The 13,032-nt window shown below is 44.4% G+C and carries 14 protein-coding genes; all 14 read left to right on the forward strand.

Annotated elements, in window-relative coordinates; all coding sequences use genetic code 11:
• Positions 1-225: 225 nt before the first annotated feature.
• Positions 226-1,350: a sensor histidine kinase gene (locus tag JSY36_RS18860; protein WP_205167562.1), complete on the forward strand. Its 1,125-nt coding sequence runs from the start codon at positions 226-228 to the stop codon at positions 1,348-1,350.
• Between the two features lie 109 nt (positions 1,351-1,459).
• Positions 1,460-2,014, forward strand: a complete 555-nt coding sequence (locus tag JSY36_RS20880) for a Spo0B C-terminal domain-containing protein (protein ID WP_205167563.1) — start codon at positions 1,460-1,462, stop codon at positions 2,012-2,014.
• A gap of 20 nt (positions 2,015-2,034) precedes the next feature.
• A complete protein-coding gene (obgE, locus tag JSY36_RS18870; RefSeq protein WP_205167564.1) occupies positions 2,035-3,318 on the forward strand; it encodes a GTPase ObgE in 1,284 nt (427 codons plus the stop codon).
• 447 nt (positions 3,319-3,765) lie between these two features.
• Positions 3,766-4,233, forward strand: coding sequence for an ACT domain-containing protein (locus JSY36_RS18875; protein WP_419466053.1), 468 nt, complete (start codon positions 3,766-3,768; stop codon positions 4,231-4,233).
• Between the two features lie 30 nt (positions 4,234-4,263).
• The gene (gene pheA, locus JSY36_RS18880) at positions 4,264-5,130 is read left to right on the forward strand and encodes a prephenate dehydratase (protein ID WP_205167565.1); all 867 of its coding nucleotides are present in this window, start codon (positions 4,264-4,266) and stop codon (positions 5,128-5,130) included.
• A gap of 578 nt (positions 5,131-5,708) precedes the next feature.
• Complete coding sequence (gene safA / locus JSY36_RS18885; RefSeq protein ID WP_205167566.1) at positions 5,709-7,160, forward strand: SafA/ExsA family spore coat assembly protein; 1,452 nt, start codon at positions 5,709-5,711, stop codon at positions 7,158-7,160.
• A gap of 194 nt (positions 7,161-7,354) precedes the next feature.
• The gene (locus tag JSY36_RS18890) at positions 7,355-8,257 is read left to right on the forward strand and encodes a YhcN/YlaJ family sporulation lipoprotein (protein WP_205167567.1); all 903 of its coding nucleotides are present in this window, start codon (positions 7,355-7,357) and stop codon (positions 8,255-8,257) included.
• Between the two features lie 149 nt (positions 8,258-8,406).
• Positions 8,407-8,742 (forward strand): transcriptional regulator family protein, encoded by a 336-nt coding sequence (locus JSY36_RS20885; RefSeq protein WP_336511541.1) that lies wholly within the window; start codon positions 8,407-8,409, stop codon positions 8,740-8,742.
• Positions 8,634-9,077, forward strand: coding sequence for a YebC/PmpR family DNA-binding transcriptional regulator (locus JSY36_RS18895; RefSeq protein ID WP_336511542.1), 444 nt, complete (start codon positions 8,634-8,636; stop codon positions 9,075-9,077). Before JSY36_RS20885 ends, JSY36_RS18895 begins: the two co-directional genes overlap by 109 nt.
• 101 nt (positions 9,078-9,178) lie before the next feature.
• Positions 9,179-9,739 carry an intercompartmental signaling factor BofC gene (locus tag JSY36_RS18900; RefSeq protein WP_205167568.1) on the forward strand — a complete coding sequence of 187 codons (561 nt, stop codon included), beginning with the start codon at positions 9,179-9,181 and terminating at the stop codon, positions 9,737-9,739.
• Between the two features lie 214 nt (positions 9,740-9,953).
• Positions 9,954-10,571, forward strand: a complete 618-nt coding sequence (gene ruvA / locus JSY36_RS18905; RefSeq protein ID WP_205167569.1) for a Holliday junction branch migration protein RuvA — start codon at positions 9,954-9,956, stop codon at positions 10,569-10,571.
• Positions 10,572-10,604: 33 nt separating this feature from the next.
• Entirely contained in the window at positions 10,605-11,606 is a 1,002-nt protein-coding gene (ruvB, locus tag JSY36_RS18910; RefSeq protein ID WP_122896264.1) for a Holliday junction branch migration DNA helicase RuvB, read from the forward strand.
• Positions 11,603-11,821 (forward strand): DUF2905 domain-containing protein, encoded by a 219-nt coding sequence (locus JSY36_RS18915; protein ID WP_205167570.1) that lies wholly within the window; start codon positions 11,603-11,605, stop codon positions 11,819-11,821. The genes ruvB and JSY36_RS18915 overlap by 4 nt, the downstream gene beginning before the upstream one ends.
• A 169-nt stretch (positions 11,822-11,990) precedes the next feature.
• Entirely contained in the window at positions 11,991-13,019 is a 1,029-nt protein-coding gene (gene queA / locus JSY36_RS18920) for a tRNA preQ1(34) S-adenosylmethionine ribosyltransferase-isomerase QueA (protein WP_205167571.1), read from the forward strand.
• Positions 13,020-13,032 lie beyond the last annotated feature (13 nt).

A 13,032-nucleotide genomic window follows, 5' to 3' on the forward strand; every position in this document is an offset into this window, starting at 1 on the left:
TTCTGCAACAATGGAGTAACTCAAAGTAACACTCCTATTATGATTTGGTTTCAAGTTGAACATGCATAGATCCTTACCTGACAACAGGTGTCAAAATATGTCGAAATGACAGATGTGACCGCGGAATATGGGGAAGAGGGATTTGATTTGTCGGTAAATTCAGTGGGACAAGTAAAGTAATATCCCTTATACTTAGTAAAGGTAAAAAAAATAAGGGGAATAGTCATGGACACAAAATGCACAAAAACAAAAACAGTTGTCTTGTTGCTGGCTGAAGAGAAGAGAAGTATTTTAAAGTCTGTGTTAGTAAAACTACCTTATTACCGGCATGCTCAGGACAAACGGGTAAAAGAAAAATTATCAGAACTTTTTGACACTATGATGGAGTTTTTAGATGGAATCTCAGACGACAATCTCACTGCCTGCGGGCGGGATGTAGCAAAATTCCGTGAAGACAAAGGTGTAAACTTTGAAGAGTTTCTTAATTCATTCGATGAGACCAGATTTGTTGTTGCGGAATATATAAAAGCACTGCCCATTGAAAAAAGTGAAAAGAATGAAGCGCTGCTGCGGCTCAACGAATTCTTCCTGTTAATTCAAAAACAGACGTGCCTCCATTCGGCTCACCTGAGTAATATTCAATTAAAAAAGAAAGAAGAACTCCTGCATTCTCTAGAAGAAGACAGGATGGAGATACTCGGAAGAATTTCCACCAGTTTTGCCCACGAATTCCGTAATCCATTGACGTCTATTAAAGGATTCGTGCAGCTTCTGGAGAGAAGAATGCCTGAAGACTTGCATGAAAAAGCATACATTGACTATATCAATCACGAAATTGAAGGACTTGAGGAGAATGTAAATCAATTTCTCATGCTGTCCAATACAAAAAATCACCAGGATGAACTGTCAGAAACAATCTGGTTTCATCACCTGTTATTATCAGTAACTGAAGCTTTCAGACCAGTTTGTTCTGAAAACGATATCAGACTGACACTTGAAATATCCGATACGTTAATTACAAAGGGATCGGAAGAACAACTGAGGCTCGCTGTAATGAAAATCATTCATAATGCAGTGGATGCCCTCATGTATGTCAATCATGAACGGACAATCTTTATCAGAGGGCAATTGGAGGATAATCTCAATAAAATCTACATCGAGAACAACGGTCCGAAAATACCCGACTACCTTTTGGAAACGATCTTTGATCCTTTCGTAAGCACGAAAGAATTAGGAAAGGGTCTGGGGCTGAGTGTGTGTAAGCAGATAATTGAAAAGCATGGCGGGACACTCCAATGTGTATCCGGCAAAGAAAAAACCACTTTTGAAATCTGTCTTCCCTACGGCTGAGAATCTGGAAAAAGCGTGTTTTTTAAAAAATGATATGCTATGATAAAATGTAGTCTTGCTAGAAAAGGATATAACAGATTGATCACGCTTCAGTAGGAGTGTTGTTTTTGTGAATAAAGATTGGGACCCGGTCGACCTTTTAAGGCATTACAGGCACGACTGGCTGAATCATTTGCAACTGATAAAAGGAAACCTTGCTCTTGGGAAAACAGAGCGTGTAGAAGTGTTACTTGATGAAATTATTCAGCAGGCTAAAAATGAAAGCAAGTTATCTAATATTAATGGAGGCCTTCTCGCAGAGCGACTGCTCACGTTTAATTGGGAGGCTCACAATTTCCGCCTGAGTTTTGAAGTGATAACGGATTCTTGTCATCTTGATACTAAGGAAATGGAAATCCTTCATGTTACAGAACGTCTTTTAGAGTGGTTTGACCACCATTGCTATGCTGGTGCGGACAACCACCTTCTTTTTGTCATAAATGAGGCAGAGGGAGTTCCTGTAATTGAGTTTGATTTTCAGGGTAAACTGATTACTGGATCAGTTTCGATCAGTGACCTGGAGCAGGCAGTCGGCCCCGGGGAACAAGTGGAGATAGAAGAGGTGGCAATGGGACAGGAAGAATGTTTCATCAGACTCCATTTTATTATTGAAGAGCGGCTTTGAACAATTAGAGGTGAAGCAGAATGTTTGTAGATAAGGTTAATATTTATGTAAAAGCAGGAGACGGCGGGAATGGGATCGTGGCTTACCGTCGTGAGAAGTATATTCCGGATGGCGGCCCTGCAGGTGGTGATGGAGGCCGAGGTGCAGATGTGGTCTTTGTCGTAGACGAGGGTCTTCGTACGCTGATGGATTTTAGATATCAAAGGCATTTTAAAGCAGAACGAGGAGAAAATGGCCGTCCGAAAAACCAGCACGGTAAAGGCGGAAAAGAAATGGTTGTCCGTGTTCCTCCTGGAACAACTGTAGTAGATCAGGATACAGGAAAAGTTATTGCTGATTTGACAGAGGAAGGACAAAAGCATGTGGTCGTCAAAGGCGGACGGGGCGGAAGAGGGAACTCCCGTTTTGCCACACCGGCAAACCCGGCACCTGAGCATGCTGAAAACGGACAGCCTGGGGAAGAGTGTAACCTGACCCTTGAGTTGAAAGTGCTGGCAGATGCAGGGTTAGTCGGATTTCCAAGTGTCGGGAAGAGTACGCTGTTAAGTGTGGTTTCGGCTGCTAAACCGAAAATTGCAGATTACCATTTCACAACACTTGCACCGAACCTGGGTGTAGTTGAAACAGAAGATTCACGCGGGTTTGTTATGGCCGACCTTCCTGGTTTGATTGAAGGTGCCCACTCAGGCGTGGGACTGGGTCATCAATTTCTTCGTCATATTGAGCGGACAAGGGTAATCGTTCATGTCATTGATATGTCAGGACTTGAAGGAAGGGATCCTTATGAGGATTACCTGACCATTAATGAAGAGCTTAAGCAGTATAAAATGAGGCTCACAGAGCGCCCGCAGATTATTGTGGCAAACAAAATGGATATTCCTGAAGCAGAAGAGCACCTGGAAGCGTTTCGTGAAAAAGTAGAAGAAGACGTTCAAATCTTCCCGATTTCAGCAGTAACGAAGAAGGGGCTTAGAGATCTTCTGCATGCAATCGCTGATAAAATTGAGACAACCGATGAGTTCCCTCTTTATGATGAGGAGGAAAAAGAACAGCGCGTTCTTTATAAGTTCGAGAAGAAAGAAGCACCGTTTACGATCAGTCGTGATGACGATGGTGCCTTCATCATAGAAGGGGCAGACATTGAAATGGCCTTTAAGATGACGGACTTTAACCGTGACGATTCCGTTCGCCGATTCGCACGTAAAATGCGTCACATGGGAATTGATGATGCATTGAGGGAGAAAGGTGCTGAAAACGGAGATACAGTACGTATTCTTCGCTATGAGTTTGAATTTGTTGAATAACGTTTTATACAAAAGGGCTGCAGACTGCAGGCCCTTTTCTTTATCCAAAGAGATGTGTTGGGACGAAAGAGGAAAGTTCGGGGGTCTGTCCCCGCACAATTGAGGGTGTTCTCTTGACAGAGGATGTTTCTAGATCGAGGAGGTGATGGCGGGGCCGGAATATAGTGTATTCTCTTTATATCGTCCAAGAGTCTGCATAACCCGTGGAAAGTTCTCCGTAAACCCGTCCCAACTCTCCAAAAATTTACTTAAACTCTCCATAACGTCCCCTCAAACCATCCGACCTGCTGGGAAACGGGAAATTGTACTTCACTGGTAGGGAGGACAGCACATTAACAAAGCTTATCCAACCGGCAATTCTTGAAAAACTGGTTCATCCAAATTCATTTTTACTCTTTCTTTTTCAGGACAAAGGCCATTATAATAAAGAATATTACATCAGAGAGCATGAAGGTGGTGATCTTGGTGAAACGAAAAACAGATCATTTTTATTTAGTAAGGGAAGATATGCTTTCAGAAGCGATGCTGAAGACGGTCGAGGCAAAAAAACTTCTGGAGAGCGGTAAAGTAGAAAATGTGAGTGAAGCGGCAGAGCTCCTTGACATGAGCAGAAGTGCTTATTACAAATATAAAGATGGTATTTTTCCATTTCATGCGATGGTAAAAGAAAAGATCGTCACCCTTTCCATCCATCTTGAGGACCAGTCCGGTGCCCTCTCAAAACTTCTGGCCATTATTGCAGAAGAAGGTGGGAACGTTTTGACGATTAACCAGACCATACCTCTTCAGGGACGCGCTAACCTTACCCTGTCAATTGAAACAGCTGCCATGACCTCCAATATCAACAGACTGGTATACAGAATTGAAACACTTGAGTATATAGAAAGAGTCGAGGTTATCGGCTCAGGAACTTAAGTATCAGATTACAGAAGGTGGCATCAGACAATGAACGTTGGATTTTTAGGACCTGCCGGGTCTTTTTCTCATGTGGCAAGCCAGACACTCTTTCCGGATGCCGTGCATAAACCGTACTCCACCATTCCCGACAGCATTGATGCTGCAAAAGAAGGTCAAATAAATATTGCTGTGGTCCCTCTTGAAAACACCATTGAGGGGTCCGTAAATATAACACTTGATTATATCCTGCATTATCAAAAGCTCGAAATAATAAAAGAATTAACAATACCGATTGATCAGCATCTTATGGTGCACCCTGACTGGAGTTCTTCATGGCAAGACGAGATTACAACAGTTTTCTCACACCCACATGCGGTGGCGCAGTGTCATTTATTTATCCGTAAAAACCTGCCTGATGCAAAAGTGGAGCACATCGATTCAACAGCTGCTGCGGCAAAGTACGTAAGTGAACACCCGGATGAACCTGTTGCAGCAATTGCCAACAAAGGGGCAGCAGGCATTTACCGGTTGGATGTAGTACAGAATCGAATTAATGATTACCAAAACAACCATACCCGTTTTGTAGCATTGTCAGAAAAAACAATCACAACGAAGCGCACTATCGGAAGGACTTGTTCGCAAACAGGTATTAAGACGACCCTCGTCATTACGCTTCCGGAAGACCATTCAGGAGCCCTTCATCAGGTGTTGTCGGCATTTTCCTGGCGGCGGCTTAATCTGACAAAAATTGAATCCCGTCCAATGAAAACGGGGCTCGGAAATTATTTCTTTATAATTGATGTGGAAAAAGAACTGGACGACATCCTTCTTCCGGGTGCGATTAAGGAAATCGAAGCCCTTGGATGCGGAGTATCAGTTCTTGGGAGCTACCCTTGTTATCTGCAAAAAACATAAGACTCGAAGCAAGCGGAAGCTGTCCTGTTAGGTTATTAAAGGACAGCTTCTTTTTTATTTGATTTCAACGCTGTTTTCACCAAGGATAAAGAAGCTATAACACCTGAAGGCTCCTGCGGGAGGGGACGGCAAGGTAAGATAAGATAAGACCCCGCAACTAGGAGAAGGGCACTGAAAGAGTCTTCGTTGAAAATAACGTCGCCACTTTAGTGCTGTATTAAAAAATCATAGTATTTTATAAAAGTGATGATTGGAGCGAATGAGCGCAAATCAATATCTCACTTTAACAAAGCTGTTTTAATAATGGCCTTGTTCAGTGTCCTTTAGGAGCTTGAGTAGGCTTACCGGCATCTTGTAAAAAGCGAAGGATAGGTCTGCGAACTCGTGTTTATAAGAAAAGAAAAATAGGAGCATTATACGAAAACAACGAACTCCAATACTATTCACTGGTTATACATCCCGTATTTTTATCATAAAATTGTGAAGAAAAGGACTGTACGGTTGTTAAGGTGATGATGTGACCATTCGCCCATCCTTGCATAGGATGTAATGAATACGTATGGGAGGGATCACAGAAAGTGAAAATACACATTGTTCAAAAAGGTGATACACTCTGGAAGCTTTCGCAAAAGTACGGTGTTAACTTCGAGGAGTTGAAAGCCGCAAATAGTCACCTGTCAAATCCGGATCTCATTATGCCTGGAATGAAGATAAAAGTTCCTTCAGGTGGAGTCCAGGCTAAAGTTGCTGGTGCTGCAAAAGAAGCGCCGATAGCAGGAGCAGCAAAGGAGGCGCCTGTCGCAGCAAAGGAAGCACCTGTAGCTCCAAAGGAGGCTCCTAAAGAAGCACCTAAAGAAGCACCAGTTGCCCCGCAAAAGAAAGCACCTTCAATTAAGGAAGAAAAAGAAGCGCCGGTAGCAAAGGCTGCACCTCCGCAACAACCGGCTTATAAATTGCAACAGAAGATGAATTTCAATTTTTACAAGCAGAAGCAGGAACCTAAAAAGGAATATCCGAAGGCAGCGGCACCACCGAAAATGCCTAAGCCTAAAGAACAGCCGAAGAAAGCAGCTCCAGCTGCAAAAGAAGAGCCTAAAAAAGCAGCTCCAAAACAAGCGCCCAAACAGCAGCCAAAAATGCAGCCGAAACAACAGCCCAAACAACAGCCGAAACAGCAACCTAAAACAGCCCCACAACAGGTGAAAGGGCAGCAGGCTCCTAAACAGGCACAGCCAAATCAGATGATGCCTCAGCAGGTGATGGGTATGCAGGCACAGCCAAATCAGATGATGCCTCAGCAGGTGATGGGTATGCAGGCACAGCCAAATCAGATGATGCCTCAGCAGGTGATGGGTATGCAGGCACAGCCGAATCAGATGATGCCGCAACAGGTGATGGGTATGCAGGCACAGCCAAATCAGATGATGCCACAACAGGTGATGGGTATGCAGGCACAGCCGAATCAGATGATGCCGCAACAGGTGATGGGTATGCAGGCACAGCCAAATCAGATGATGCCACAGGTGATGGGCCAGCAAATGATGCCGCATCATCACTGTTATCCATATCCGATCAGTCCTGTTATGCCAGGGTGTGCATGTCAGGGAGGCTATGGTATGATGCCACAACAGGTGATGGGTATGCAGGCACAGCCCAATATGATGATGCCACAGGTAATGGGCCAGCAGATGATGCCAAATCAAATGATGCCACAGGTAATGGGGCAGCAAATGATGCCGAATATGATGATGGATGAGAACATGATGATGAATCACGATGACCTCTTGAATGACGATGATTTTGAAACAGATGATATGGATACATCAGGTCTTTACCAGCCTGGTGACATGGCTCATATGTATGGAGACTTAACTGAACAGCAGTTTCAGCCCCAACAGATGCAGCAATTTATGCAGAATCCGAATTGGTATGGTGCCAATGGCTACGGTATGATGAACCGATACCACATGGGCCAGCAACCTTATTATCAGGGCTGGAATCAAAAGAGTCAGGAAGATGAAAATCAATAAGATGTGAAGAAAGGTACTCATAGGCGGATGCTCTATGGGTGCCTTTTTATTCTTGTTGTTCTTCGAATCACCTCATGAAATCCCTTATAATTCCAGGCCTTTGTCCTTTGTAAGACAGGAGCTGTTTCCTTTAACTAACAGAATCATTTTTCCTCCAGAGCCACATCCTAAGTGGTGAAAGGAGGGTTAAAAATATGAAGAAATGGTTTATGAGCTTAACCGCAGCTGTCATGCTGGTTGCAGGTTTAACAGGCTGTGGCGGTAATGGTGATATGAATGACGAGGGTGAGCAGGAAGGCTTCTTCACCAGAGGTTACAATAACCGGACAACTGGTCAGGATGCTGGAGGCTACCTTAACCGCCGTCAAGGTATGACTGGCACATACTACGGTCAGAACTATGGTTATAAGAACTATGGGATGAACCGTGGCCGTGAAACGGAGCGTTATGGAACAAGAGCTTCCAACTACGGTAATCCAATGACTGGTTACAAAACCCGCGCCAGAGGTGTGGACCGTAACACAAACCTTGGATTAAACCGTAACCGAAATACCGGCTTCGGTATGCGCGGTAATACAGTGCGTGGCGCTGGAAGAGGTATCGTTGGTAACAACAGACCTGGCATGGTCGATAACAACGGGATCCTTAACCGATTCCAGGCAACGGGCAACCGATTCGGCGGTTATGACAATCACCAGCGTTATTCCACAAAAGGACAAGCTTCTCAAGGTAACCGCTACTCAGGCTACTATGACGGTGAAGAAGGTCATAAAGCACGTCGCATTGCCAACCGTGTAGAAGACATGGACAATGTTGAAGACTGCCGCGTTATTGTAAATGGCAATGATGTTGTCGTTGGTCTGGACGTACGTGGTGAAAGCCAGAGAACAGAACAAAAAGTCCGCAGGCTTGTTTCTAAAATGGGCGACGATATGGACGTCTACGTTGTAACAGAGCAGGAGCAGATGGACCGGGTTCGTTCGATGGATGACCGTCTCAGAGCGGGAGAACCATTTGAAGAAGTCGGCGCTACATTTAATGATATGGTTCAAGATCTTGGCAGAGCCATTCAACGACCGTTCGAACGTTCACGATAATTTGGATTGAGGCAGGTTGCTCAGGCGATCTGCCTCTTTATTTGCCAGGCGTTTTCTCTTCTGGAAATTTATTCTATAATTGATTTTAGTTTAAGAAGGGGAAAAGATGGCCGGACATTCCACTTAAGCACAGAAAAGGAAGGCAGGATGTGAAAAAGGGGAAGGTATTCACACAAATATCGAGAGAGATCTTTACAACATTTCGAAAAGGCGGTGATGATCCATCAGTTAATGCATCGCTTAAAGCAGCGATAGCGAAAGCAAAAGCGGCTAATATGCCGAATGATAACGTTGAGCGAACGATAAAAAAGCGACTGGTAACCTTGATGGTGTCATTTATGAAGATATTACATATGAGGGATACGCTCGACACGGGGTGGATGTCTATATTGAAGGGCTCACAGATAACAAAAACCCTACAGCAGCAGAAGTTCGTTTTGCTTTTAACAAAAATTGGGGGGGACCTGGTGAGAGCGGGTGTGTGACTTTTATGTTTGAGAGAAAAGGTTTCTTCGTCATCGAAACAAGAGGGGACGAAAAGGGTGAGCAGATAACCCTTAATGCGATTGAAGCTGGTGCAGAAGATGTGGTTGAGCACCCCGGTTTTGTAGAAGTACTGACTGAACCGGAGGCCTATCATGACGTGATGGAAGCATTAATGAATAAGGATATCACTCCCCTGGAATCTGAAATTGCAATGGTGCCTAATGTGAAGACTTTCCTTACTGAAGAAGAAGCAGAAGAGGTCCTGAGCCTGGTTGAGGCCCTTGAGGACAATGACGATGTGCAAAGTGTGTATCATAATCTTGAAATTCTATAAAAGTACGGATAAACATTCTCATCCTGGGAAACACTAAGTGTAGCTACGGGATGGGACTTTATTTGTCTCTGAACCGGGTGTTTGTAAGGAGGCGGATTGCCATGCTTGCTGTTACAGTAGGTCCGGTAAAATTACATAAAAAGAAAGCAATACTGTTTCTTTTACCTTTATTATGTCTTGTTTTGTTTATTTCCCAGCCTGAGAGTGTCGCTGAAGAAGAAAATGACGATACAGGGGCATATCAAGTAACAGGCCCGTTAACGATGGAAGTTGTATTGCAAAGGGAATACCTCGATGGCGAAATAAGTGAAGAAACGGTTGAAGAAGTCATCTGGTCCATGGAAGATTTCTGGTCTTTCTATAGTGACTGGCAGCTTGTTGGTCAATCGGCAGAACAGGTTGTTTTTAAAAAGGAAGTGAATGATATCTCTCCTTTGCTTAAACTGAATGGCTACTTCGGACTTTCAGAAGGAGGGACCCTCAGTATTTTCAACGGCAGGCCTGAGGATAATGAGGTCATTCAGTCATTTTTTCAAATCCATACAGACCGATTAAAAAGTCAGGCTCAAAGTGAACTTCAAAAAGGGATTCCTGTGTCTACCAAGGATCAGTATCTGGATGTGATCCAGATGTATGAAAAATACGCAAAAACAGACCTGTAAACTAACGGCCATCTCTGAAGTGAAAGCGGAGGTGGTCTTTTTTGATCTTCTGAAATAATCCAAAAGAAAAAGAGCTCGGGAATAGTAAAGCGACTGTTATTAGTAAAAACCAATTTCAAAACACTTTTACTGCTTTCCTCTCGTTTTTTATCCCTCCCTCTTTGCGCCTGTTTATGCTAATATAGAAATATATGTTCGCATGAGGAGAGATTTCGTGATTGAATTTGTTACGGGAAGATTAAGTTATATTGATACAGAATATATTGTCCTTGATGTTAATGGCATCGGATACCTTGTTTATTGTCCAAACCCGTTCAGCTTTCAAAAACATGAAGGCAGCACGGTTACTGTGTATACATACCAGCATGTTCGTGAAGATGCATTAAAATTATTCGGATTTCATAACCGCGAAGAGAGAAGGCTTTTCGAAAAACTTCTGCAGGTATCGGGAATCGGCCCGAAAGGTGCTTTGGCAATCCTTGCTGCCGGAGCGCCGGAACGTGTTGTTTCAGCAATTGAAGAGGAAGACGAAAAGTTTCTTGTGAAGTTCCCTGGTGTAGGAAAAAAGACAGCCCGTCAGATTATACTGGATCTTAAAGGGAAACTCCCGGAATGGATGCCATCCCTTCTGGATCATGACGGCCATCCTGTTAATGAAGCAGGGCATAAACGAATAGCCGGAAACAAAGAGCTTGATGAAGCCGTGGAAGCACTGAAAGCTCTGGGATATGTTGATAAAGAAATTAACCGGGCAATGCCAGTCCTTAAAGATAAAGACCTGACAACCGACGCATATATAAAAGAGGCATTAAAATTAATGCTGAAAGTTTAGCCTTATGCTCATATGGGATCGGAGGATATCGAAATGGAAGAACGGATTGTGAGCGGAGAGACCCAGAGAGAGGAAGAGTGGGCAGAGTTATCCCTCAGACCTCAGCGGCTCTCCCAGTATATCGGTCAGCAGACGGTTAAAGAAAATTTAAAAGTATTCATTGAAGCGGCAAAAATGCGTGAGGAGTCACTCGACCATGTCCTTCTTTACGGACCGCCCGGACTTGGCAAGACAACCCTGGCAACGATCATTTCAAATGAAATGGGCGTTAATTTAAGAACGACTGCGGGTCCTGCCATTGAGCGCCCCGGAGATCTGGCTGCCATCCTCACAGCCCTCGAGCCCGGCGATGTGCTGTTTATCGATGAGATTCACAGGTTAAACCGAGCTGTGGAGGAGGTACTCTACCCTGCAATGGAGGACTTCTGTCTTGATATTGTTATCGGTAAAGGCCCCTCAGCACGGTCTGTCCGGCTTGATCTGCCTCCTTTCACCCTGGTTGGGGCAACGACACGGGCGGGGATGCTGTCAGCTCCACTGAGAGACCGGTTTGGTGTGGTATCCAGGCTTGAATATTACACACATGAGGAACTGTCCGAAATTGTAACGAGGACAGCTGATGTAATGGAGGTTGAGATAGATGTCAATGCCAGTGCTGAAATTGCGAGACGTTCAAGGGGAACGCCGCGAATCGCCAACAGGCTTCTCAGGCGCGTACGGGACTTTGCCCAGGTGAGAGCAGACGGAAGTGTTAATGATGCAATCACAAATCAGGCGCTTGAGCTTTTGCAGGTGGATAAAGAAGGACTCGATCACATTGATCACAAACTTCTCAGAGGGATGATTGAGAAATTCAGAGGCGGTCCGGTCGGGCTCGATACGATTGCGGCCACCATTGGCGAAGAATCTCACACCATAGAAGATGTTTATGAACCTTATTTGTTACAAATTGGCTTTTTACAGAGGACTCCCCGGGGAAGAATGGTAACACACAGAGTTTACGATCATTTTAACCTGGAGGTGCCAAAGCTTTGATAAGTATACCTAAGCTGCTCATCACTCTTGGAGCAGTCCTGATTATAGCAGGCCTTATCTGGCAGGTGGGAGGACGGTTTATTAATTTAGGAAAGTTGCCGGGAGACATCCTGTTTACCCGGGGAAATACAACCGTTTATTTTCCAATCGTTACATCTATTGTAATAAGTATTGTACTGTCTTTGATTTTCTATTTTATCGGCCGTATGAGGTAAGTTACCGGACCCGGATTTCCGGGTTCGCTTTATTTGTGTACAGAAAAGTCTCCCTCATCATGGAAAATTGATACAGGGTTGTGGTCCTGAAAAAGAAAGTGGCGGTTGAGGCTTGTTTTTACTATACTAAGTAGGCATATATTTTTTGTAGGAAAGAAGAGGTAGTTTTATGGACGTTTCACAGTTTGATTTTAACCTTCCGGACCGTTTGATCGCGCAAACGCCGTTAAGAGACCGGACACAATCCCGTCTCCTTGTAATGAACAGAAAAATTGGTGAGATTGAGCACCGGACTTTTACTGATATGCTGAGTTACCTGCAGGAAGGAGATGCCCTGGTCATTAATAATACCCGTGTTATTCCTGCAAGGCTTCTGGGAATGAAGGAAGAAACAGGGGCAAAAATCGAAGTGTTATTGTTAACCGATAAAGGTGAGCACACGTGGGAAGCTCTTGTAAAGCCTGCGAAAAGACTCAAGGTGGGCACGAAGGTGAACTTTGGTGATGGTAAGCTGACTGGCACATGTGTGAAAGAACTGCCGGAGGGACGCAGAGAAATTCAGTTTTCTTTTGATGGTATCTTCCACGAAATTCTGGACGAGCTTGGTCAGATGCCGCTCCCGCCTTATATTCAGACTCAGCTTGATGAAAAAGAGAGATATCAGACTGTTTATGCCAAACACCGTGGATCGGCAGCAGCACCTACTGCCGGGCTTCACTTTACAGAGGAATTGCTCGCTGAAGCGGTGAATAAAGGTATAACAGTCGTCAACATCACCCTTCACGTGGGCCTTGGCACCTTCAGACCGGTTTCAGTGGACGATGTGAAGTCTCATAAAATGCATGCGGAATTTTACCAGATGGATGAAGAAGCTGCCCGTAAGTTGAATGACGTAAGGCAGCAAGGAGGCCGTATCATCGCGGTAGGAACTACGTCAGCAAGGACCCTCGAGACCATTACCCGTGACCATGGGGGAGAGTTTGTTGCTTCTTCAGGATGGACGGATATCTTTATTTACCCTGGTTTTTCGTTTAAGGCACTCGATGGTCTTCTAACCAATTTTCACCTGCCAAAATCCACACTCGTCATGCTCGTAAGTGCTTTTGCAGGCCGTGAGAACGTATTGAAGGCATACAACGAAGCGGTTGAAAAAGACTACCGGTTTTTCAGTTTCGGCGACGCCATGCTGTTGATTTAAGGATTAATTTAAG

Origin of the sequence: Alteribacter salitolerans (assembly GCF_016901055.1) — a bacterium.
Lineage (GTDB): Bacteria > Bacillota > Bacilli > Bacillales > Salisediminibacteriaceae > Alteribacter > Alteribacter keqinensis.